Source organism: Methylomonas aurea (assembly GCF_024505045.1).
GTDB lineage: Bacteria > Pseudomonadota > Gammaproteobacteria > Methylococcales > Methylomonadaceae > Methylomonas > Methylomonas aurea.
In genome coordinates, this window is the sequence record NZ_JANIBM010000005.1 from 133,694 (window position 1) to 155,466 (window position 21,773).

Sequence of the window (21,773 nt, forward strand, 5' to 3'; positions counted from 1 at the left end):
TAATGGTTGGAGCGGTAAAACCGCCTTAGCCTGCGGCGTAGTAATGCATGGCTCCCAATAGCGGCGTGCGCGGGTTCAGTGCCAGTTTGACCGGTACTTTCGATAACATGGCCTGAAACCGGCCTTTGGCAACGAAGGACTGCACAAACTCGCCGGATTCCAGCACCGGGCGTATTTTCGGACCGATGCCGCCGCCGATGAAAACGCCGCCGGTGGCGAAGGCTTTCAGTGCGAGATTGCCGGCCTCGGCGCCGTACAATTCGGCGAACAAGCGCACGGTTTCCCGGCAGGCCAGGTCTTCGCCGTCAACACCCAGCCGCGAAATCAGGGCGTTGCGGTCGACGCCGGCTGCATCGGCCGCGGCCGGAACCGCCGGGCAGGGCGGGGCGTAGCAGCTATCGACCAGAAAGTCGTAAATATTGCTGAAGCCGAGGCCGGACAGGATTCGTTCCCAACTGACGTGGGCCGGATATTTTTGCCGCAAATAGGCCAACAAGCGGTCTTGCTGCGGGTTCTGCGGCGCGAAATCGCAATGGCCGCCTTCGGTGGCAATGGGATGGTAGTTGTTACCGTCCCAATGCAGAATGGCTTCGCCGAGGCCGGTGCCGGCCGCGATTACGGCGATATTGCCGGTTTGCGCTTCGGCGTTGGGATTCAGCTCGATAAAGTCTTGCGCCTGCAAATGCAGCATGCCGATCGCCATCGCTTCCAGGTCGTTGAGCAATTTGACGCGCTCGGTTCCCAGGCGCAGCTTCAACTCCGCGCCGTCCAGCAGCCAGGGCAGGTTGGTGGTTTGGCAACGTTGGTGCAACACCGGACCGGCGATGCCGAAACAGGCAGCAGCCACCTTGCCGGAACCGTTCAGAAACAGAGCCAGAATCTCGTCGAAGCTGGCGAATTCGCCGCTGGCGAAGGTTTGTTCGCGCAGGCAGTTCAACGAGCCGTCGCCCAGGGTTTCGATTAAGGCCAGAACCGTTTTGGTTCCGCCGATGTCGCCGGCTAGAATCATAATGTCCTCACGCAGTTGGGTTGGCGTTGTTGAGCAGGTGGATCAGGGCGTCGAGTATTGCGTTGGCAACCGCATGCGGCGGCAATTGGTAGAAAGCCTGCCAAGCCAGCGAGACGCAGTCTTCGTAGTGGTCGCGGTATTGCGGATGCCGTTGCAGCCAACTGATCCGCACCGCATGGCCGATCAAAATATCGGTGACCAGCGTGTCGTCGATATAAAGATCCGGATTTTCCCTGACGATGGAGGCCAGCGCACGCAGCGCTTCCACACTCAACTGCCGATACACCGGCGCCTGAATCTTGTTCAGGATATGGTTGATATGCAGGCGGAAGGTTTGTTCCCCGGCGGTCATCTGCGCCAACATCATTTCGCTGTCGATACGGCGTTTGCTGTTGTATTTCTCGCCGACCATCAAGCCCTTGCAATGGTGCAGCAAAGTCCACAAACCGCTGAAAAAGGCTTCGTTTTCGCGGCCGACGCTGCCTTGCTGTTCGCGCCAGGCATACCAATCTTCGGCGCCGGCGCGGTCTTTCGGGTCCATGGACTCCGGAAAGCGGGCCGCGGCCAGATCGCGTTGCGGGCCTTCGTAATTCAAGGTCTCGACTTGGCCGAGCTGGTTCTCGCTGTTGTTGTAGTCTTCCAGCGTTTCCCGAACCATAGTCGCGACTTGGTGCGGCGGTAGCGATAGTATGTCGTTGAAGGCCTGGTCCAACGAAGAGCTGTGCAATCGCTTGTAGCGGGCGATGATCAATTGCAGGATATGGCCGACGCGGATGGTGTGCATGTCGGCGAACAGAGTGGGCTTCAGTTTGATCAGCATGCCCAGGTAGAGAATCAATTCCTGGACGATGATTTGCTGGCTGCTATCGCCGGGGTTGAAGGTGCGGATCGTTTCCAGAATTTGCCAGGAATCGGTCGGTCGCCGCAACGTGGCTTTACCGCTGTAGGCACGACCGACGGTCAGGCCGTGTTGGCGCACCAGGATCTCGGTAGCGGCTTGTTCCAGGTTGATATCGTATTTTTCCAGCAGTCCGGCGCAACGGCGCACCAAGTACCAGGCATGGCAATCGCCGGCGCGGGCGTAAACCTCCTCCAGCAAGTCGCGCACCCGGCACGGTGTACCTTCGCTATTGCGCAGGCCGGTGTCGAAGTTCAGGCCGTGGCGTTGGCATAGCAAGCTCAACGCTTCCAACTGGGCATACAGGTTGGGTGTGGTCTGCAGCAATTCGATCAGTTGCTCGTCGCCGCCGATTTCCCACTCTGTCATTAGCAGGTTATCGATGGCCTGTAGCGCTCCTTCGCTGCTGGGCATGACCTGAGCGAACGGTCGCTCGCCTTCATCCCAACTGGCTTCGGAGAATGTGAAATCGTGCAGGTAGCCGATATGCTCGCGAGCGGCCGATGCCACCAAGTCGGTCAGCAAGCCGAGCGAGGCGCTTACGCCTTCCAGGGTGCCTTGGCGCAACTGCTCGATAAAGTTCAGCAGCACTTGCCGGTCGGCGCTGTGCAGCATGTTGTGGCGAATGCTGATCGCCAGCAACGGCGGCGCGGCGCTGTCGCAGTGGTTGCTGAGGTAGGTTAGTTCCATGCGCAGACGTTGGATTAGCAGTTGGTTGTCCATCGCCAGATAGAACCCTTTCTGGTTCATGAACTGGGGCAGGAACAACAAGGGTTCGCCGGCCAGCAGGTATAACTTGGAGGTCGACAGCGTGCGCAGTTGCCGCAATGGTCGGCCGGTCAGGCCGATCCGGTCGTTGCGTCCGACCTGAGTGTAGGCGGCGGCCAATTCGCTGGCATCGCGGACCTGAATCGGTGCGATTTCGGTCAGGGTTTGCGCCGGGATGCCCAGCGCGCGCAATTCGTCGCGCACCTCGTCGTCTTCGGCCAACAAGGCGATCTGTACGGTAGCGGCGGCGTGCAGTCGGTTGGCCTTGTAACGGCCCAACGGGTCGATATCGTCCAGGCCGATCAAGCCGTCCTGCAACAAGCCGCCGAGGATGTACAGGCTTTGCGCCCAGACCAGCGGCACGTTCTCGTTGGCGATGCGGGTTTGGCTGTGCGGGTGGCGTTTTTCGGCGGCGATCGCGTGTTCCGGTACGATGTACAACTCCGGTAACAGCCACTGGCCGTTGTGTTCTACCAGCAAATCGTCCAGTTTACGCCGGTAGTCGCCGACGCCTTCGCTGTCGCCGGCAAACAGTTTGTTCAGTAGCAGGTAGCAGAAAAACAGCGGCCATTCGCATTCGATGTCCATGAATTGCTTCAATTCGCTGGGTTCGTAATGCAGGCGCTGATGGTCCTCGATCACCGTTTGGTGGCCGTCGAGCAGAAAGCGTTTGCAGCCGTAACGGCCTTGCAGTTTCTCGACGATCAAGCGCTCGGTGCGGGTGCGCAGCTCCGGGTTGTCGACGGCAAAGGCCGGGAAACCGGTCACGCTCAAAACCGCCGAATCGACTTCCTTGGAGATCGATTCCCGCGGCAGCAGGGATTCCAGCGTGATCCGGCTGCGGGCGATATCGTCGCTGATGACATGGATCACCGCGGTCTGGCCGCCGTCCTTGCCGAATAAATTGAAGCCGGACATGGCCTCCAATGCCGCTTTGGCCATGCCGATCGAGCTGGCGTTGAGTTCGGCGATGCCGTGGTTCATTTTGTTGCCGCGTTCCCAAATGCCGTAATCCGGCGTGCGGTAGGCGCGGCTGATGTAGTGCACCAGATTCTGCACGAAGTTGACTTCGTCGGTGGTGAACACGATCCGCAGCCCGGACGCGGTCATTTGTGCCAGCATCAGTAAAAACAGCGAGGTGGCGTCCAGTTGCAGATGGCCCCATTCGTTGTCGCCGACCACGACTTCGCCGGTTTGGGTGTTGTACTTGGCGTGCAGCGCGTCCAGCGGGTCTTGGCTATGTTTGAATTTTTCGACCTTGGCCGCCTGGCGCATCATCGCAATCAGCAAACCGCGCATCAGCTTGACCACGCTCTGTTCCAGCAGATAGGTGCGCTCCTGTTGGCCTTCCAGTTTACGGTAGGCCAAAGCCAAACCCCAGGCCGCCAGGATGCTATAGACATTGTCGCGGACCCAGGCGTCGGTGTAATTGCCGTGGGTATTGACCGCGGTGCTGGCCGGCAGCAGGCCGCTGATCCAGTCCTGGCGCTGCAGAATGATGTCGTGGACTTGGCGGTAGTAGCGGTCGAGCGTTTCGGATGTGCTGGTAGACATCATGTCGTTATCCCAGGTGAAGTTAAAACGGCGGGACGCCGATCAGGCTTTTGGTAGGGTGACTCCGGTCTGGCCCTGGTATTTGCCGCCCCGGTCTTTGTACGAGGTTTCGCAGATTTCGTCGCCGCCGAAAAACAGCATTTGCGCCACGCCTTCGTTGGCGTAGATTTTGGCCGGCAGCGGGGTAGTGTTCGAAAACTCCAGTGTCACGTGGCCTTCCCATTCCGGTTCCAGCGGCGTGACGTTGACGATGATGCCGCAGCGGGCGTAGGTCGATTTACCCAAACACACCACCAGCACGTCGCGCGGAATCCGGAAATATTCGACGGTGCGCGCCAACGCGAACGAATTGGGCGGAATGATGCAGACATCGGATTTGACGTCGACAAAGCTGGCTTCGTCGAAATCCTTCGGGTCGACAATCGTCGAGTTGATGTTGGTGAAGATTTTAAATTCGTTGGAGCAGCGGACGTCGTAGCCGTAGCTGGAGGTGCCGTAGGAAATAATGCGGCCCTGGGCGGATTCGCGAATCTGGCCGGCCTGAAACGGCTCGATCATGCCGTGTTGCTCGGACATGCGGCGAATCCATTGGTCTGATTTAATGCTCATGTGGCTGGTTTATCGGAAAGCAGAAACAAAGCTGCAACATAACATAATGAAGCCGAAAAATCGCTAATTGCCTGGCCCGGTGCCGTTTGCCGATGCCGTTGGCAAACAGCATTAAAGAATTAGAAAAAACTGATTTACAAACTAGACGACCGGTCGCATAATGCGGTCCATGGCGAAAACAGCACCCAAACAAGTAAAAAAAGACAGACTTCTCGATCAGGGCGTTAGTCTGCTATTGGAAAAAGGCTATCACGCCACCGGCTTGAAAGAGATCCTGGACACGGTACAGATTCCGAAAGGCTCGTTTTACAGCTATTTCGGCAGCAAGGAACAATTCGCGGCCGAGGCGATACATCATTACATCGAGCCGTTTATCCTGCGTTTATCCGGCCATTTGCAAAACCCGGAAACGGACGGTCTGGCTGCCTTGAAGGCTTACTACCTGGGATTGATCGCCGAAGTGGCGCAAACTGGGTTTAAGGGCGGTTGTCTGCTAGGCAATTTGATGGGCGAGATTGGCGACACCAGCCCATTGTGTCGCGATGCCTTATTGGATGCGGTTGGCAGATACAGTGCCTTACAGCAAACGGCGTTGGAACGCGGCCAAAGGCAAGGTTCAGTGAGGCTGGACCGCTCGGCCAAGAGTATGGCGGATTTGATGCTAAACGGCTGGCAGGGCGCGCTGCTGCGGATGAAAGTCGAGCAATCGGTGGAACCGTTACAGGCGGTTTGCCGGGATTTGTTGGATGATTATTTTAGGGCTTAAGTTTTTGTAATGTTTTGACATAAACTAAGACGTTGCCTAAAAAGTTGACCCTATGCGTGTACTATTTTTTGCTTCTCTCTTGTTTAGTTATTCGCGGACATTGTTGGCGGAAAGCAATTGTGTGGTGCCCAATGCACGCTATGAAGATATTGCTTGCGCTATCGAGGCTTTCAATAGCGTGGAAGGGCAGCTTAACCACACTTACAAAGCCCTATTCGAGAGTATGGGTTCAGAAGATAGGGCAAAACTTAAGGAAGCTCAGTTGGCATGGGTACAAGTTCGTGATGCCGACACCGCTTTTGCCTACGCAAGTTCGGGAGAAGAAGGTTCATTGGGTGCGTTAATATCGACCAACCACAAACTGGATATTACTCTTGAGCGAATCAAGCAGTTGAAGGGCTTTGCAATGGATAGGACGAATTAATGAGGGGCATAGATGCTGAACGTCTGACGTGCATCGAGTCTCTCACTGTCGATGCCCGTGCTACGTTGCGCGTCTGGCGATACAAAGGAGCAACTTGCAAAGAGTTAACAACTGTGAATATTACATCGGAGCAACTAAATCATGATCAACGACCCTAAACGCATAATCGACGACGCGATGCAATTAGAACCCGCTATGCGTGCCTTCATCGCTGAAACGTTGCTGGAATCACTGGACTTTGAGGAAGACTTTCCAGTATCAGCTGCATGGCAGGAAGAAATTCAGCGCCGTTGTGCCGCGATTGATAACGGAACAGCTCGACTCGTCGATCACGAATCAGCGATAGCTCAATTGCGCGAAAGCCTTGCCTAATGCGGGTTGTTTGGAATGATGAGGCATTGGCCGAAGCGAATGCCGCTACCTTGTACTATCGAGAGAAGCAAGCGGAGTTGGGACAGCGTTTTGTCGATGCTATCGAGGATGCAACAGCAAAAATCGCCCATCGGCCATTGTTGTATCGGAAGCTAGCGGGTGATGTTCGCAAATGTAAATTACCGCACTTCCCTTTCGGTATTGTTTACAGCGTTCGAGAGGATGCGATATACATCCTCGCCGTGATGCATATGCGACAAGAGCCGGGTTATTGGAAGCATCGGATTAAATCGTAACTCTGACGTGACAAACAAAAAACCGCTGCCCACCCGGCAGCATTTTTTAACGCCGGTAAATTAGACGACCGGTCATTTATTAGGAGGTCATAATGCCCAAATACATCATCGAACGCGATATTCCCGGCGCCGGGCAACTGACGCAAGCCGAGCTGCATGGCATTTCCCAAAAATCCTGCGGCGTGTTGCGCGAGATGGGGCCGCGCATTCAATGGCTGCATAGCTATGTCACCGGCGACAAGGTGTATTGCATTTACATCGCCGACAGCGAGCAGGCGATCCGCGAGCACGCCGAGCAGGGCGGTTTTCCGGCCAATCGGATCGAGGAAATCAAGACCGTGATCGATCCGACCACGGCCGATTGAGCGATATCAGCTTGCGTATCGCCTATGTTGCGGCCTCAAATGGTAGGCCGGAATAAGCCGTCAGGCGTTTCCGGCAAACCTTTCGACGCAGTCCAGGTAAATTTCTGCCGGAAGCGTTGACGCTTATTCCGGCCTATATCACCACAACACCTTCTCGGGGGAGAGAGCACCATGAACTTTAAACTCAGCACCTTTACCGCCGCGCTGTTGCTCGGCAGCGCCAGTCTGTCGGTCAGCGCCGACGAAACCTGTGCCTCGCCGTACATGGCGAAAATCACCGGCCAGGAAGATTTTGTGTACATCTGGACCTTGGGCGCGGAAGGCGTCGGCGACGAGCAGGACAAACTGGTCACCGTCGACGTCAACCCAAAATCCAAGCAATACGGCAAAGTTGTCGCCAGCCTATCGGTCGGCGGCCGCAACGAAGCCCACCATTCCGACTTTACCGACGACCGCCGCTTTCTTTGGGCCGGCGGTCTGGATACCAACAAAATCTTTATCTTCGATGTTGCCACCGATCCGGCCAAGCCCAAACTGACTAAAACCATCACCGATTTCGTCGCCAAGAGCGGCGGCGTGGTAGGTCCGCACAGTCTGTACGCATTGCCGGGACGGATGGTCATCACTGGACTGTCCAATAATAAAGACCACGGCGGTCGCACCGCGATTGTGGAGTACAGCAATGCCGGCGACTACATCGCCACCTATTGGCTGCCGACCGACGACAATCTGCAGGGTGCGATCAAATCCGGCAAATACGCCGACGGCTACAACTACGATGTCCGCGCCCTGCCGCGCAAGAACCTGATGTTGACTTCATCGTTCACCGGCTGGTCGAACTACATGATGGATTTCGGCAAGATGTTGAACGATCCGGAAGCGATGAAGCGTTTCGGCAATACCGTGGTGCAATGGGACTTGCACAGCCGCCAGCCGAAAAAAGTGTTCGACGTGCCGGGGGCTCCGCTGGAAATCCGTTGCGCCTGGGACGAAGCGCATAATTACTGCTTCACCAGCACCGCGCTGACTTCGAAAATCTGGCTGATTTACCAGGACGACAAAGGCGAATGGCAAGCCAAGGACGTCGCCGACATTGGCGAACCGGCCAAGGTGCCGTTGCCGGTGGATATTTCGATCTCCAGCGACGACAAGACCTTGTGGGTCAACACCTTCATGGACGGCAAGACCCGCCGCTTCGACATCAGCGACCCGTTCCACCCCAAACAAGTGTTCGAGCAAAAAATCGGCGCCCAGGTCAACATGGTGTCGTCGAGCTGGGACGGCAAGCGCCTGTATTACACCTCGTCGCTGCTGGCCAATTGGGACAAGAAAGGCGCCGACAACGAGCAGTACTTCAAGGCTTATAGTTGGGACGGCGACAAGTTGACCGAGCAGTTCTCGATCGACTTCAATAAAGAGAAGCTGGGCAGGGCGCACCAGATGCGGTTCGGCGCCTACGCCTTGTACGGTAAAGCGCCGAAATAAGCGGTTGGCCCGCTGACCGCTGCCGGATTAGGCGAGCGGTCAGTGAGGGCGGAGACTGTGCTACGGCTCCCGTGCTTAACGGGGGCCGCTACGCTTAGCCTTTAAGCTTGGCAATCAACATTTTGTTGACTTCGGCCGGGTTGGCCTTGCCTTGGGTCTGCTTCATGATCTGGCCGACCAGAGCCATCAGCGCTTTTTCTTTGCCGGACAAATATTGCTCTACCGGCCCCGGATTGGCGGCGATGACGCTGTCGACGATGGCTTCGATGGCGCCGGTGTCGGTGATTTGCTTCAGGCCTTCTTTTTCGATGATTTCATCCGCGGTTTCGCTGCCGTTCCACAGTTTGTCGAACACCTGCTTCGCGGTCTTGCCGGAAATGGTGTTGTCGGCGACACGTTTCAGCAGGCCGGCCAAGCGGTCGGCGCTGACCGGGCAATCGCCGATTTCCAGGCCGGCCTTGTTCAGTGCGCCGAGCACATCCCCGGTCAGCCAGTTGGTCGCCAGTTTGGCTTCGCCGGATTCGGTCACGACTTGTTCGTAAAAGTCGGCCAGTTCGCGAGACGAGGTCAAGGTGGCGGCGCTTTCGCCGTCCATGCCGTATTGGGCAATGAAGCGTTGTTTTTTGGCGTCGGGCAGTTCCGGCAACGTGGCGCGAATTTCCGCTTTCAGCGATTCTTCGATTACGACCGGCAGCAAGTCCGGGTCCGGGAAATAGCGGTAGTCGTTGGCTTCTTCCTTGCTGCGCATGGAACGGGTTTCGTCTTTGTTGGCGTCGTACAAGCGGGTTTCCTGGACGACTTTGCCGCCACCCTCGATGATGTCGATTTGCCGCTCGATTTCGTGATTGATGGCCTTTTCGACGAATTTAAAGGAGTTGATGTTCTTGATTTCGGCTCTAGTGCCGAATTCGGCGTGGCCTTTGGGGCGGACCGACACGTTGGCGTCGCAACGGAACGAACCTTCCTGCATGTTACCGTCGCAAATTTCCAGGTAGCGCACCAGTTCGTGCAATTTGCGCATGTAGGCCACGGCTTCCTTGGCCGAGCGCATGTCCGGCTCTGACACGATTTCCAGCAGCGGCGTCCCGGCGCGGTTGAGATCGATGCCGGTCAGACCGTGAAAGTCTTCGTGCAGCGATTTGCCGGCGTCTTCTTCCAAATGGGCGCGGGTGATGCCGATGCGTTTGGTTTCGCCGTCAACTTCAATATCCAGATGGCCGTTGCCGACGATCGGCAGTTCGAACTGGCTGATCTGATAGCCTTTCGGCAAGTCCGGATAAAAGTAGTTTTTGCGGGCGAAGATTGAGTGTGGAGCGATGTCGGCGTCGATGGCCAAGCCGAAGGTCACCGCTTTGCGCACCGCGTCTTCGTTCAACACCGGTAATACGCCGGGCAAGCCCAAGTCAACCGCGCAGGCCTGGGTGTTGGGCTCGGCGCCGTAAGCGGTGGCGGCGCCGGAGAAGATTTTGGATTTAGTAGACAGTTGGGTATGGATTTCCAAGCCGATGACGGCTTCCCATTGTGAGCTCATGTTGCTTTCCTTTTAAAACTTATTCGGCAAAAACGTCGTTCAGGTCGATTTGCAGATCGGGGAATAAATGTGGGGCGGCGGTTTCGTTACCGGGATACAAGGCGCGCAGTTGATATTTGCCGCTATCGTCAAGCACGAACTGTTGCACAATTTGCTCGTACGGAAAGACCAGCCAATATTCGATCACACCGCTTTCTTCGTATAAGTCATATTTCAGGCGCACTTCCCTGCGACTGTTGCCTGGGGAAAGAATCTCGATAATCCAATCCGGGGCGCCGTCGCAACCTTGCTCAGTCAGTTTATCCTGGTCGCAGATCACACAAAGATCGGGCTGCACAACGCTAAAAGCTTCGCGGTTAGTCAGTAGCGATTTGCGACGGTCGTAAAGCTTGACGTCGAACGGGGCGATAAAGATTTCACAACTTTTACGCAAGAAGTAGTTATCAATTGGTCGCAATAACTTAAGCGCGATCCTTTGATGCTTGACATTGGGTGCCGGCGACATCGCCATGATCTTGCCCTTGATCAGTTCGACCGATTCCTCGAGCTGCCAGGTCAAATAATCGGCGTAGCTGTAGGTGCCGTCGGGATCCAGTTGCGATAATTGCGTGATAGGCGCCATGGTGCCTCCCGTGTTATTCGAAGCCTTTGGGACTTTGCAAATGCCAATCGGTCGCTTGCTGGTAGCGGTGGCCGATGTTCAGCAATTTGGCTTCGCTGAAGTAATTGCCGATCACTTGCAAACCAACCGGCAAGCCGGCTATGAAGCCGGCTGGAATCGACATGGCGGGTAGTCCGGCCAGGTTGATGGCAATCGTGTAAATGTCTTCCAGATACATTTGGATCGGGTCGCTGGTTTTTGCGCCGATCTTGAAGGCAGTGCCGGGCGTGACCGGTCCCATCAGCACATCCACCTCGCTTAACGCACGCTTGAAGTCGTCGCTGATCAGGCGACGTACTTGCTGAGCCTTCAGGTAATAGGCATCGTAATAGCCGGCCGACAACGCATAAGTGCCCATCAGGATACGGCGTTTGACTTCGGCACCAAAGGCTTCGCCACGCGAACGGGTGTAGAGGTCGGTCAGGTCTGCTGGATTTTGGCAGCGGTAACCGAAACGGACGCCGTCGTAACGCGACAGGTTGGACGAGCATTCGGCCGAGGCGATCACGTAATAGGCTGGAATCGCCAGTTCCAGGTTCGGCATATCCACTTCCTGCACCGTGGCGCCGAGTTTTTGGTATTCGGCAATCGCGGCCTGGATGGCTGCGGCCATGTTGTTATCGAGCTGGCTGCTGAAAAACTGTTTGGGCAGGCCGATTTTCAAGCCCTGCAGGCTGTCGTTGAGGCCGGCGCTGTAATCCGGAACCGACTGGTCGACGCTGGTGGAGTCTTTGCTATCGAAACCGGCCATGGTTTGCAGCAATAGCGCGGCGTCTTCGGCGTTACGCGCCATCGGCCCGCCCTGGTCCAGACTGGAGGCGTAGGCGATCATGCCGTAGCGCGATACCCGGCCGTAAGTCGGCTTCAAACCGGTGATGCCGCAAAACGCCGCCGGCTGACGAATCGAGCCGCCGGTATCGGTGCCGGTCACCGCAGGTGCCAAGCGCGCGGCAACGGCGACAGCCGAGCCGCCGGACGAGCCGCCGGCGACGCAATCGGTGTTCCAGGGGTTTCGCGCCGGGCCGTAGAAACTGGTTTCGTTGGACGAGCCCATCGCGAATTCGTCCATGTTCAACTTGCCCAGCGTCACTGCCCCGGCGTGGTTGAATTTATCGACGACGCTGGCATCGTAAGGCGCGACAAAGTTGTCCAGCATTTTCGAGCCGCAACTGGTTTTAATGCCCAGAGTGCAGAAAATGTCTTTGTGGGCGATCGGAATCCCGGTCAAATCGGTTGCATCGCCACTAGCGAGGCGTTGATCGGCAGCGGCGGCCTGAACTAACGCGTGCTCCTCGCTGATGGTGATGAAGGCGTTCAGCGCTGGGTGTTGTTTGATCCGTGCTAAAAAGGCGTGGGTTAGTTCGACGCTGGAAAATTGTTTGGCGCGCAGGCCGGCCGCCAGCTCGCTTAAAGTCTTGTTGTGCATGGGGTGTCCTTACTCGATGACTTTGGGAACCAGATACAAACCGGCTTCGGTTTGCGGGGCGATGGCTTGAAAATGCTCGCGCTGGTTGGTTTCGGTGACGCGGTCGGCGCGCAGGCGCTGGGTTTGGTCCAAGGGATGCGCCATCGGCGCGATGCCGGCGGTATCGAGTTGGCCCATTTTGGTCATCAAATCCAAGATGCCGGACAGGTCTTGCGCATAGTGTTCGACGTCTTGTTCGGCAATGCCCAACCTTGCCAGGTGAGCGATTTTTTTAACGTCATTCGCCGTTAAGGACATTCTTCTAACTCCAGGTTTTCTTAGTAAAACTATGATACTTTATATCTTGCTCAAATACCCGCTTGATTGATAAAGTAGCGGGATTTTCCGTGTGCGCTTAGGGTACTGCTCAAAATGTTTAAAAGAATTCGTGGCCTGTTTTCCAACGATTTGTCAATCGATTTGGGAACGGCAAATACGCTGATTTATGTTCCGGGCCAGGGCATCGTACTCAATGAACCTTCCGTTGTCGCGATTAAGGAAGACAAAATTCGCGGCCAGAAAACCATCGCCGCGATCGGCGCCGACGCGAAAAACATGCTGGGCCGCACACCCGGTAACATCACCGCGATCCGGCCGTTAAAAGACGGCGTGATCGCCGACTTTGCCGTGACCGAGCGCATGCTGCGGTTTTTTATCAAAAAAGTACACGAAAACAAATTGCTGCGTCCCAGTCCTCGCATCCTGATCTGCGTGCCCTGCGGCTCGACCCAGGTCGAGCGGCGGGCGATTCGCGAGTCGGCGGCGATGGCCGGCGCCCGCGAAGTTTACCTGATCGAAGAGCCGATGTCGGCCGCGGTCGGCGCCGGCCTGCCGGTCGACGCCGCGCACGGCTCTATGGTACTGGACATCGGCGGCGGCACTTCCGAGGTGGCGGTGATCTCGTTGAACGGTATCGTCTATTCCGCGTCGGTACGAATCGGTGGCGACCGTTTCGACGAGTCGATCATCAGCTACGTGCGTCGCAATTACGGCACCTTGATCGGCGAAGCCACCGCCGAGAAAATCAAACACGAAATCGGCGCCGCCTACCCCGGCAGCGAAGTGCGGGAGATGCAGGTCACCGGTCGTAATCTGGCCGAGGGCGTGCCGCGCAGCTTTTCGTTGAACAGCAACGAAATTCTGGAAGCCCTGCAGGAGCCGTTGTCCGGCATCGTCAGTGCGGTCAAGGTGGCATTGGAACAGACCCCGCCGGAACTCGGCGCCGACGTTGCCAGCCGCGGTATTGTGTTGACCGGCGGCGGGGCGTTATTGAAAGACATCGACCGCTTGATTTCCGAGGAAACCGGTCTGCCGGTTTATATCGCCGACGATCCTCTGACCTGCGTCGCCCGCGGTGGCGGTATGGTGCTGGAAATGCTCGACGCCAAAGGCGCTTCCGCATTTTCTTTGGAATAAAATCCGCCAGAATTCTCTCCGGGCCCGGTGGGGAAATCCGACTCCCAGCCGTCTCAATCAATAGGTTTCTATTTTGCCCGGCAGTGCGCCGCGGACCGGGCCGGACCGCGCCCGTATGCATTGGCGGCGATTTTGATCGTTGCGTTTAGACATTAGAGGTTTGCCATCAAACTCTTATTCGCCAAAGGTCCATCGCTTAACACCCGCTTATTGGTAGCGTTGCTGGTTTCCGTTTCGATGCTGGTCGTCGATTACCGCAGTGAGCGGCTAAGCCGCTTGCGTTCGCTGCTGTCCGTGCTTACCTATCCGTTGCAGGCGCTGGCTTCGTTGCCGGTCGATTTGTCCCATTCCTTTGCCGATACCGTCATTTCCTTCGTCGAACTGCAAAAAGAGAACCGCCGCCTGAAGGAGCAGCAATTCGTCAACGACGCCAAGTTACTGAAACTGGCGGCATTGGAGAAGGAGAACACTCGACTGCGGATGCTATTGGAAAACTCGTTTCAACTCGGCGAGCAGGTGCTGGTCGCGGAACTGGTCTCGGTCAAACTAGCGCCTTACGAGCATACCGTCGTGGTAAACAAGGGCACCCGTTTCGGCGTTCATGCCGAACAGCCTGTGTTGGATGCCAACGGCATCGTCGGCCAGGTGATTCGGGCTTTGCCGTCCAGTTCCGAGGTGATGTTGATTACCGACCCCGACCATGCTATCCCGGTGCAAGTCAACCGCAACGGTTTGCGTACCATTGCCTTCGGTACCGGCCAACCCAACCGCCTGCATTTGCCGTTCCTGGCGAATAACGCCGATGTCGTGCCGGGCGATCTGTTGGTCACCTCCGGCCTGGGCGGCGTGTTTCCGGCAGGCTATCCGGTCGCGGTGGTCGACAAGTTCGAAGCCCGGCCGGATAAATCTTTCGCCAACATTTATGCCACGCCCAAAGCCGATCTGGAAAAAAGCCGGGAGTTCTTGATCGTCTGGAGCCATTCGACGCCGGTGGTGCTGGGCGAACCGGGCAAGCCGCCGGCCGATGCTCAAGACGGACGGGAGAGTGCCAATGGCGCGCCTTGATGTGTTGGCTGGGACCTATTTCGTGGTTACCGTTGCCGCGGCGATGGTGCTGAGGGTGATGTCGTTATTTCCGGCGATGGACATATTCAACCCGGACTGGGTGGCGCTGGTTTTGATTTACTGGGCGATCGCGCTGCCTGAGCGCTTCGGCGTATTTTCCGCCTGGACGGTCGGGCTATTGGCCGACGTGTTGACCGGCCGATTGTTGGGCCAATACGCGCTGATCTATGCCTTGATCTGTTATTTCAGCATCAACGAGCATCGTCGTCTGCGCCAATTTCCGATCGTGCAACAGTGCCTGTGGGTGTTTTTCTGTTTGTTGGGATCGCAATGTGTCACTTTCGGTTTGGAAAGCATGCGGGCCGGCAACCGCTTGCAGTTGGAGTTCTGGTATCCGGTACTAAGCGCGACTGTGGCATGGCCGTTGGTGTTTATGGTGCTGCGCTATATCCGGGTCATGGCGCGCATCGTCTGATCGGGCATGGATAGAAAATTCGCGATCAAGGATCCGTTGGCGGAAAGCCGGCTGTTTTTGAGCCGCATCGTTACGGCTTTTATCCTGATATTGTTCCTGATTGTCGGGCTGGTGGTGCGGCTGGTATACCTGCAAGTGGTCGGCCACGAACACTATGCCACTTTGTCCAAGGACAACCGCATCAAAATTTCGCCGTTGCCGCCCACCCGGGGCGTGATTTACGACCGCAAAGGCCGGATGTTGGCAGAGAATGTACCGACTTACAGCCTGGAATTGATTCCGGAGCAGATCGGCGATCTGGACGATACGCTGAGGCGTCTGCAGCAGTTGCTGAACATCTCCGAAGAAAAAATCGATGCCTTTCATAAGTTGCGCAAGCGCAACAAATCCTTTGCCACGACGCCGCTACTGCAAAATCTGACCGATGAGGATGTCGCCAAATTTGCCGTAGTGCGGCCGTATTTTCCCGGCGTCGACGTCTACGCCCGTCTGGTGCGGCATTACCCCTACGCCGATCTGGCCGCGCACGTAGTGGGCTATGTCGGCAGGATCAGCGAGGACGAACTGAAAAAGCTGCCGCTGGAACAATACCGCGGTACCGACCAGATCGGCAAAGTCGGCATCGAAAAATATTATGAAAGCCATTTGCTCGGTACCGCCGGTTACGAGGAAATCGAAACCAACGCCCAGTCCAGAGCCTTGCGCACCGTATCGACGGTGGAGCCGGTGGCCGGATCGAACATCTATTTGACGCTGGATATCGATCTGCAAAAAATCGCCTACGATGCCTTGCATGAATACAACGGCGCGGCGGTGGCGATCGAGATCAAGACCGGCGGGGTGTTGGTGTTCGCCAGCCGGCCCGGCTTCGATCCCAATCCGTTCGTGTCCGGTATCTCGGCCAAGGATTACAAAGCCTTGAAAGACTCCGAAGACCAACCCTTGTATAACCGGGCCTTGCGCGGCTTGTATCCGCCGGGGTCGACGATGAAACCGTTCTATGCGCTGGCCGGCCTGGAGTACGGCGTGATCGATTACGGCCACCGCCTGTTTTGCCCCGGCTATTACAAACTGCCCAACGTCGACCACAAATACCGGGATTGGAAGAAATGGGGCCACGGCATGGTCGATATGAACGAAGCGATCACCGAATCCTGCGACGTCTACTTTTATGATCTGGCGATGGCCTTGGGCATCGACAAGATGTCCAGTTTCATGAGCAAATTCGGCTTCGGCGAAAAGAGCGGTATCGATCTGGTCGGCGAGGTCGACGGCCTGATGCCGTCCAAGGAATGGAAACGGCGTTACCGCAACCAGGCCTGGTTTCCCGGCGAGACCGTGATTACAGGCATTGGCCAAGGTTATACCCAAGTCACCCCGTTACAATTGGCGCGCGCCACTGCGACGCTGGCCAATTACGGCAAAGTGGTCAACCCGCACCTGGTGCAGGAAATCATCACCCCGGATTTCGCCGCGCCGCCCGAGCTGCGTATCGTCCCCGACATCCCGTTGAAACCGGCCAACGTCGACAACATTCTCCGCGCCATGACCAACGTGGTGCACAGCCAGCGCGGCACCGCAAAGCTGATCGCAAAAAATATCAATTACCAGATCGCCGGCAAAACTGGAACTGCGCAGGTATTCACGGTCAAGCAGGAAGAGAAATACAACGAGGACGCGATCGACTTTAAAATGCGCGACCATGCCTTGTTTATCGCCTTGGCGCCGGTGCACGACCCGCAAATCGCCGTTGCCGTGATCGCCGAGCATGGCGGCCATGGCGGTTCGGTTGCCGCACCAATTGCCGCCGAAATCATCGATGCTTACCTTAACCAGACCGGGGAAGCTGCGCCATGAGACATGAAATGCGCGACGAGCAGTTTCAAACGCCGTCGTTACTTGGCAATCTGCTGCGCAAATTGCATATCGATATACCGCTGTTCATCGGTCTGCTGATGATTCTGGCGTTGAGTTTCGTGATTTTATACAGTGCCGGCGGTCAGGAAGTGGCGATGCTGGTGCGTCATGCCAGCCGTGCAGGATTGGCGATCGGCCTGATGGCGGTATTGGCGCAGATCAATCCGCGCCGATTTCAGACCTTTTCCGTCGCCCTGTTTTCGGTCTGCGTATTGCTGCTGGTCGCCGTCGCGGTCATCGGCCAGATCAGCATGGGGGCTCAGCGTTGGCTGGATCTGGGGTTTTTTAGGTTTCAACCGTCCGAGTTCACCAAGATCAGTGCGCCGATGATGGTGGCTTGGTATTTGGCCGAACATTCGTTACCGCCCAAGCCCAAACATGTGATGATCGCGGCCGGCCTGTTGCTGGTGCCGGTATTATTGATCGCCAAGCAACCCGATTTGGGGACGGCGTTGTTGGTGGCTAGTTCGGGGGCGGCGGTGTTGTTTTTTGCCGGCTTGTCGTGGTGGTTCATGCTGAGTGCGGTCGTCGTGCTGGCAGCGTCGACACCGATTCTGTGGCACTTCATGCGGGAATACCAACGCAATCGGGTATTGACGCTGTTCAATCCGGAGGCCGATCCGATGGGCACCGGTTACCACATTATCCAATCGAAAATTGCGATCGGCTCGGGCGGCATCAACGGTAAGGGCTGGTTGGGCAGCACCCAGGCCGAATTGGATTTTCTGCCGGAAAGTTCCACCGATTTCATCTTCGCAGTGTTCGCCGAAGAGTTCGGTTTGTTCGGCTGCGTCGGTCTGCTGCTGTTGTACTTGTTGGTCATCAGCCGCTGTTTTTACATCGCGGTGCAGGCTCAGGATACCTATTGCCGATTGCTGGCCGGCAGCCTGTCGTTTACCTTTTTTGTCTACGTATTTGTCAATATCGGCATGGTGATCGGTATTTTGCCGGTGGTCGGCGTGCCGCTGCCGCTGGTCAGTTACGGCGGCACGTCGATGGTGACATTGATGGCCGGATTCGGTATTTTGATGTCCATCCATACCCACCGGAAGTTGTTGCCGGTATAACGCATGCCCGGTCGCCGGTCGGGCCTCTTTATCGAATTTTGACATGACTATGAAAACCAAATTCGCGGTTCTGCTGTTGTCGTTAATCGGCGTCGGTCCTGTTACCGCCGAAATCGCGCCGACCGATTCATTTAACGCTTTCGTCAAGCACATGACCAAGCAACACCGTTTTAACGAAACGGAATTGCGTTCGCTGTTCAAGGCGGTGAATATCCAGCAGCCGATTCTGGATGCGATGTCCAAGCCGGCCGAGGGCAAGCCCTGGTTTCAGTACCGGGAAATCTTCATGACCGAAGCCCGCATCGCCGGCGGCGTGCAATTCTGGAAAGACAATGCCGCTACCTTGCAGGCGGTGGAGCGCCAGTACGGCGTGCCTGCAGAAATCATCGTCGCCATCATCGGCGTCGAAACCAAGTACGGTGCCCATACCGGCAAATACCGGGTGATCGACGCGTTAGCCACGCTGGGTTTCGCCTATCCGCCGCGCAGCGAGTTTTTTCTGAAGGAGTTGGAACAATTCCTGGTATTGGCGCGGGAGGAGCACATGGATCCGTTGCAACCGATGGGTTCCTATGCCGGAGCGATGGGATTTCCGCAATTCATGCCCAGCAGTTTCCGTGGCTTTGCCAAGGATTTCGACGGCGACGGCAAACGCGATATCTGGAGCAATCCGGCCGACGCCATCGCCAGCGTTGCCAATTATTTCGTGCGTAACCAGTGGCAGCCCGGCGCGCCGGTGGCCTATCCGGTTTCGGCCAAGGGCGAATCGTATCGGCAGGCCTTGAGCAAAGGCGTCAAACCCGATATCGGCGTGGCCGAGCTACGCCAGTTGCAGGTCGAATTGCCGCCGCAATTGGCCGGCACCGAAAAGGTGAAGCTGCTGAGTTATCAGCAACAGGCAGGCGAGGACTTGTGGCTTGGATTGCATAACTTCTATGTCATCACCCGCTACAACCACAGCCCGCTTTACGCGATGGCGGTATACCAACTGAGCCAGGCCATTGCCGCGCGCAAGACCTAATCTGCCGGGCAGATAACCGGATCGAGCCGGATTATTCGGCCCGCGTGCTGCCGAATTTGCCGCTATGGACTACGCTTAGCCGAAACTTTTTCGGCGGCCGTCCGTTCCGGCCTCGGCCAGCAACGTCTTTATGCAATTCGACTCGTTTTTATTTCTGATTTTTTGGCTGGTCGTTCTGGCCTTGTATTACTCGATCCGGGATTGGCGCGGCCGCAAATTGATGCTTTTGATCGCGAGTTACTTGTTTTATGCGGCCTGGAACCCGCCGTTTGTCGTGTTGCTGTGGATTTCGACCAACGTCGACTTTTGTCTTGGCAAAATGATCGGCGCGGCCAAAAATCAGCCGCGGCGTAAGGCGTTATTGGCGGTAAGCCTGCTGGTCAATCTGGGGTTTCTGGGTTTTTTCAAATATGCCGATTTCCTGAATCAAAGCGCTGCCGAAATTCTGGCGTGGTTCGGAATAGGCTACCAACCGCAACCTTTAGGCATCGTACTGCCGATCGGCATTTCGTTTTATACCTTTCAAAGCCTGTCCTACACCTTGGACGTTTACCAACGCAAAATTGCCGCGGAAACCAGCTTGCTCGACTTTTCCTTGTTCGTGACTTTTTTTCCGCAACTGGTGGCCGGCCCCATCGTCAGGGCACCGCAATTTTTACCGCAATGCAAGACCCCACGGCAAACCGATGCCGACCAGTTCGTCTGGGGCTTGACCTTGTTTTTGTTCGGCGTGTTTGCCAAAGCCATATTGGCCGATGTCGGCTTGGCGCCGGTAGTGGACCAAGTCTATGCCAATCCCGCAGCCTTCGGCGCGGCGGATGCGTGGTTGGCGGTGTTGGCCTTTTCCGGGCAGATCTTTTTCGATTTTGCCGGCTACTCGCTGTGCGCCATCGGTGCGGCGATGACTTTGGGCTTCAGCCTGCCTGACAATTTCCATTGCCCTTACGGAGCCTTGGGCTTTTCCGATTTCTGGCGGCGCTGGCATATTTCGCTATCGAGCTGGCTGCGGGATTACCTCTACTTCAGCCTGGGCGGTAACCGCGTCCGCCCGCTGCGAACCGTTGTTAATTTACTGCTGGTCATGATTCTCGGCGGCCTGTGGCACGGTGCCGCCTGGACCTTTGCCCTGTGGGGTATCGTTCACGGCACGTTTTTGGCAGCGGAACACGGCTTGAAGCACGCCTCAGGCTTTCGCCCCGAAAGTTCTGTCGCCAAGCTGGGGCTGATGTTGGCGACATTTTTGTTGGTGTCGTTAACCTGGGTTCCGTTCCGGGCTCAGGGCTTCGAAGACTTGGTGGCGATGGCGGCCGCATTGGTCCGTAGCGATGGCGCCGCCGCCGTCCTGGCCCAGTCCAGCCGCATCGTAGTGGCCGGCATCGTGTCGGTCATGCTGCTGTGGCATATTCTTGCCCGCGAAATTCGGTTGGAACAAATCTTCGAGCGTTTTACGCCCATGGTCCGCGGCTCGCTGATCGCCGGCTTGACAATTTCCGTCGTGTTATTTTCCAACGGTGACAGCCGTGCCTTCATTTATTTCCAATTCTAGCGATAGGTTGCCGAACCCGGCGGTCAAGCGCGCATTTGGCTTCGGCTTGCTGGTGGCCGTTTTGTTATTGGCTGTGGTCGAACTCCGGCTGCGGCAAATCGGCTTTCGGCCGACGGTGCAGGACAGCAAAGAGCTATGGGCGGCGCAACGCGGTAAAGCGGCTTTGCTCGGTAAGCAGGCCTTGATTTTGGTGGGCGACTCGCGGATGCAGTTGGGCATGGATCTGGACGTGCTGGCGGTAGAGACCGGGCTGACGCCGGTGCAATTGGCGATAGACGGATCGGAGTTTTTGCCGGTGCTGGCCGATATGGCGCAGGATCCGGCAATCACCGGCAAGCTGTTGGTGTCCGGCGACGTTTGGAAACTGGCCGCAAGCCGGCCGCGCGACCGGGCCGAAGAATGGGTGGAGTTTTATCACCGCAAATACAAGGATCTGGTATCGGCCAAATTGGAAACCTTGTTGAAAAGCCAGGTTCAACAGCAATTGGCGTTATACGGCGGCGGCATTCCGCCGCAGGTGTTGTTCGAGCGTCTGACGTCACCCGGCATGATCCGGCCGTTTTATTTGACGACCTACGCTAACCGCGAACGCGACGCCGATTATGAATTGGTGCAACAGCCGGCTTTCTATATCAACCGGGTGTTGCGTAGTTTGGGCCAGCCGGTTGACATGGCCGGGATTGATACCCGGGAAAAGTTCGAGCATGCCGTCGGCCAGAAACTCAGGCAGTCGGCGCCGTCGCAATTTTCCGCGGACCAGTTTGCCTACACCCATGGCCTGAGTCGGCAAATCCAGAACAAAGGCGGCCAACTGGCCTTTATCAATTTTCCGTCAACGGCCTTGGTCAGAACGATAGAGGAATACCGTTATCCCAGAGCAAGCGGCTGGGACGTATTCTCGGCGAATAGTCCGGCGCTTGCCGTTAATTGCTGGGACTATCCGGAATTTGCTTTCGAGTTGCCGGATGGCGCGCATCTGGACCGGCGCGATAAAGCCGAATTCACCCGCCGTCTGGTGGCGAGGCTGAAGGCCTCCGCATTCTTCGACTAGCCGCGGCGGACG

General features: G+C 56.7%; 21 protein-coding genes. 14 read left to right on the forward strand and 7 right to left on the reverse strand.

The window, feature by feature from the left end; all coding sequences use genetic code 11:
• Positions 1–25: 25 nt before the first annotated feature.
• The 3 genes from glk to dcd are packed head-to-tail and all read right to left on the reverse strand — an operon-like array spanning position 26 to position 4,838.
• Positions 26–1,009 carry a glucokinase gene (gene glk / locus NP603_RS06615; protein WP_256610130.1) on the reverse strand — a complete coding sequence of 328 codons (984 nt, stop codon included), beginning with the start codon at positions 1,007–1,009 and terminating at the stop codon, positions 26–28.
• 7 nt (positions 1,010–1,016) lie between these two features.
• Positions 1,017–4,232: a phosphorylase b kinase regulatory subunit alpha/beta gene (locus NP603_RS06620; RefSeq protein WP_504137720.1), complete on the reverse strand. Its 3,216-nt coding sequence runs from the start codon at positions 4,230–4,232 to the stop codon at positions 1,017–1,019.
• Positions 4,233–4,271: 39 nt separating this feature from the next.
• A complete protein-coding gene (gene dcd, locus NP603_RS06625) occupies positions 4,272–4,838 on the reverse strand; it encodes a dCTP deaminase (protein ID WP_140912492.1) in 567 nt (188 codons plus the stop codon).
• 169 nt (positions 4,839–5,007) lie between these two features.
• Here dcd and NP603_RS06630 point away from each other — a divergent pair, with 169 nt between their 5' ends.
• From NP603_RS06630 to mtoX, 6 genes are all read left to right on the forward strand, one after another.
• On the forward strand, positions 5,008–5,604 hold the full coding sequence (locus NP603_RS06630) for a TetR/AcrR family transcriptional regulator (protein ID WP_256610131.1): 597 nt from the start codon (positions 5,008–5,010) through the stop codon (positions 5,602–5,604).
• A 52-nt stretch (positions 5,605–5,656) separates the two neighbouring features.
• Positions 5,657–6,028 (forward strand): lysozyme inhibitor LprI family protein, encoded by a 372-nt coding sequence (locus NP603_RS06635; RefSeq protein WP_256610132.1) that lies wholly within the window; start codon positions 5,657–5,659, stop codon positions 6,026–6,028.
• Positions 6,029–6,169: 141 nt separating this feature from the next.
• Positions 6,170–6,400 (forward strand): addiction module protein, encoded by a 231-nt coding sequence (locus NP603_RS06640; protein WP_256610133.1) that lies wholly within the window; start codon positions 6,170–6,172, stop codon positions 6,398–6,400.
• Positions 6,400–6,696: a type II toxin-antitoxin system RelE/ParE family toxin gene (locus NP603_RS06645; RefSeq protein WP_256610134.1), complete on the forward strand. Its 297-nt coding sequence runs from the start codon at positions 6,400–6,402 to the stop codon at positions 6,694–6,696. The genes NP603_RS06640 and NP603_RS06645 overlap by 1 nt, the downstream gene beginning before the upstream one ends.
• A 92-nt stretch (positions 6,697–6,788) precedes the next feature.
• A complete protein-coding gene (locus NP603_RS06650; protein ID WP_256610135.1) occupies positions 6,789–7,061 on the forward strand; it encodes a DUF4242 domain-containing protein in 273 nt (90 codons plus the stop codon).
• 171 nt (positions 7,062–7,232) lie between these two features.
• Positions 7,233–8,546, forward strand: a complete 1,314-nt coding sequence (mtoX, locus tag NP603_RS06655) for a methanethiol oxidase (protein WP_256610136.1) — start codon at positions 7,233–7,235, stop codon at positions 8,544–8,546.
• 94 nt (positions 8,547–8,640) lie between these two features.
• Here the strand turns inward: mtoX and gatB are convergent, their stop codons facing one another.
• From gatB to gatC, 4 genes are read right to left on the reverse strand one after another with little or no spacing between them, the layout of a single operon-like run.
• Positions 8,641–10,077 carry an Asp-tRNA(Asn)/Glu-tRNA(Gln) amidotransferase subunit GatB gene (gatB, locus tag NP603_RS06660; RefSeq protein ID WP_256610137.1) on the reverse strand — a complete coding sequence of 479 codons (1,437 nt, stop codon included), beginning with the start codon at positions 10,075–10,077 and terminating at the stop codon, positions 8,641–8,643.
• 19 nt (positions 10,078–10,096) lie between these two features.
• The gene (locus tag NP603_RS06665; protein WP_150051465.1) at positions 10,097–10,699 is read right to left on the reverse strand and encodes a Uma2 family endonuclease; all 603 of its coding nucleotides are present in this window, start codon (positions 10,697–10,699) and stop codon (positions 10,097–10,099) included.
• A gap of 13 nt (positions 10,700–10,712) precedes the next feature.
• On the reverse strand, positions 10,713–12,164 hold the full coding sequence (gene gatA, locus NP603_RS06670) for an Asp-tRNA(Asn)/Glu-tRNA(Gln) amidotransferase subunit GatA (protein WP_256610138.1): 1,452 nt from the start codon (positions 12,162–12,164) through the stop codon (positions 10,713–10,715).
• Positions 12,165–12,173: 9 nt separating this feature from the next.
• Positions 12,174–12,461, reverse strand: a complete 288-nt coding sequence (gene gatC, locus NP603_RS06675; protein WP_256610139.1) for an Asp-tRNA(Asn)/Glu-tRNA(Gln) amidotransferase subunit GatC — start codon at positions 12,459–12,461, stop codon at positions 12,174–12,176.
• 114 nt (positions 12,462–12,575) lie between these two features.
• Between gatC and NP603_RS06680 the strand changes: the two genes are divergently transcribed.
• The 8 genes from NP603_RS06680 to NP603_RS06715 all read left to right on the forward strand — a co-directional run bounded on the left by NP603_RS06680 (position 12,576) and on the right by NP603_RS06715 (position 21,761).
• Complete coding sequence (locus NP603_RS06680) at positions 12,576–13,619, forward strand: rod shape-determining protein (protein WP_054760567.1); 1,044 nt, start codon at positions 12,576–12,578, stop codon at positions 13,617–13,619.
• 165 nt (positions 13,620–13,784) lie between these two features.
• The gene (mreC, locus tag NP603_RS06685) at positions 13,785–14,684 is read left to right on the forward strand and encodes a rod shape-determining protein MreC (protein ID WP_256610216.1); all 900 of its coding nucleotides are present in this window, start codon (positions 13,785–13,787) and stop codon (positions 14,682–14,684) included.
• Entirely contained in the window at positions 14,671–15,159 is a 489-nt protein-coding gene (gene mreD, locus NP603_RS06690) for a rod shape-determining protein MreD (protein ID WP_256610140.1), read from the forward strand. Before mreC ends, mreD begins: the two co-directional genes overlap by 14 nt.
• A gap of 6 nt (positions 15,160–15,165) precedes the next feature.
• Entirely contained in the window at positions 15,166–17,016 is a 1,851-nt protein-coding gene (gene mrdA, locus NP603_RS06695; RefSeq protein ID WP_256610141.1) for a penicillin-binding protein 2, read from the forward strand.
• Positions 17,013–18,143: a rod shape-determining protein RodA gene (gene rodA / locus NP603_RS06700; RefSeq protein ID WP_256610142.1), complete on the forward strand. Its 1,131-nt coding sequence runs from the start codon at positions 17,013–17,015 to the stop codon at positions 18,141–18,143. Before mrdA ends, rodA begins: the two co-directional genes overlap by 4 nt.
• 43 nt (positions 18,144–18,186) lie before the next feature.
• Complete coding sequence (gene mltB / locus NP603_RS06705) at positions 18,187–19,164, forward strand: lytic murein transglycosylase B (RefSeq protein WP_256610143.1); 978 nt, start codon at positions 18,187–18,189, stop codon at positions 19,162–19,164.
• Between the two features lie 130 nt (positions 19,165–19,294).
• Positions 19,295–20,710 (forward strand): MBOAT family O-acyltransferase, encoded by a 1,416-nt coding sequence (locus tag NP603_RS06710; RefSeq protein ID WP_256610144.1) that lies wholly within the window; start codon positions 19,295–19,297, stop codon positions 20,708–20,710.
• Positions 20,685–21,761, forward strand: coding sequence for a hypothetical protein (locus tag NP603_RS06715; RefSeq protein ID WP_256610145.1), 1,077 nt, complete (start codon positions 20,685–20,687; stop codon positions 21,759–21,761). Before NP603_RS06710 ends, NP603_RS06715 begins: the two co-directional genes overlap by 26 nt.
• Positions 21,762–21,773 lie beyond the last annotated feature (12 nt).

Excerpts from the sequence above, each read along its gene's own strand:
- NP603_RS06635 (WP_256610132.1), top strand. The coding sequence starts at position 5,657 with ATGCGTGTACTATTTTTTGCTTCTCTCTTGTTTAGTTATTCGCGGACA.
- NP603_RS06640 (WP_256610133.1), top strand. The coding sequence starts at position 6,170 with ATGATCAACGACCCTAAACGCATAATCGACGACGCGATGCAATTAGAA.
- dcd (WP_140912492.1), bottom strand. The coding sequence starts at position 4,838 with ATGAGCATTAAATCAGACCAATGGATTCGCCGCATGTCCGAGCAACAC.
- gatA (WP_256610138.1), bottom strand. The coding sequence starts at position 12,164 with ATGCACAACAAGACTTTAAGCGAGCTGGCGGCCGGCCTGCGCGCCAAA.
- mrdA (WP_256610141.1), top strand. The coding sequence starts at position 15,166 with ATGGATAGAAAATTCGCGATCAAGGATCCGTTGGCGGAAAGCCGGCTG.
- NP603_RS06645 (WP_256610134.1), top strand. The coding sequence starts at position 6,400 with ATGCGGGTTGTTTGGAATGATGAGGCATTGGCCGAAGCGAATGCCGCT.
- gatC (WP_256610139.1), bottom strand. The coding sequence starts at position 12,461 with ATGTCCTTAACGGCGAATGACGTTAAAAAAATCGCTCACCTGGCAAGG.
- glk (WP_256610130.1), bottom strand. The coding sequence starts at position 1,009 with ATGATTCTAGCCGGCGACATCGGCGGAACCAAAACGGTTCTGGCCTTA.
- NP603_RS06650 (WP_256610135.1), top strand. The coding sequence starts at position 6,789 with ATGCCCAAATACATCATCGAACGCGATATTCCCGGCGCCGGGCAACTG.
- NP603_RS06630 (WP_256610131.1), top strand. The coding sequence starts at position 5,008 with ATGGCGAAAACAGCACCCAAACAAGTAAAAAAAGACAGACTTCTCGAT.
- mreD (WP_256610140.1), top strand. The coding sequence starts at position 14,671 with ATGGCGCGCCTTGATGTGTTGGCTGGGACCTATTTCGTGGTTACCGTT.
- gatB (WP_256610137.1), bottom strand. The coding sequence starts at position 10,077 with ATGAGCTCACAATGGGAAGCCGTCATCGGCTTGGAAATCCATACCCAA.
- NP603_RS06710 (WP_256610144.1), top strand. The coding sequence starts at position 19,295 with ATGCAATTCGACTCGTTTTTATTTCTGATTTTTTGGCTGGTCGTTCTG.
- mtoX (WP_256610136.1), top strand. The coding sequence starts at position 7,233 with ATGAACTTTAAACTCAGCACCTTTACCGCCGCGCTGTTGCTCGGCAGC.
- mltB (WP_256610143.1), top strand. The coding sequence starts at position 18,187 with ATGACTATGAAAACCAAATTCGCGGTTCTGCTGTTGTCGTTAATCGGC.
- NP603_RS06620 (WP_504137720.1), bottom strand. The coding sequence starts at position 4,232 with ATGATGTCTACCAGCACATCCGAAACGCTCGACCGCTACTACCGCCAA.
- rodA (WP_256610142.1), top strand. The coding sequence starts at position 17,013 with ATGAGACATGAAATGCGCGACGAGCAGTTTCAAACGCCGTCGTTACTT.
- NP603_RS06665 (WP_150051465.1), bottom strand. The coding sequence starts at position 10,699 with ATGGCGCCTATCACGCAATTATCGCAACTGGATCCCGACGGCACCTAC.
- NP603_RS06680 (WP_054760567.1), top strand. The coding sequence starts at position 12,576 with ATGTTTAAAAGAATTCGTGGCCTGTTTTCCAACGATTTGTCAATCGAT.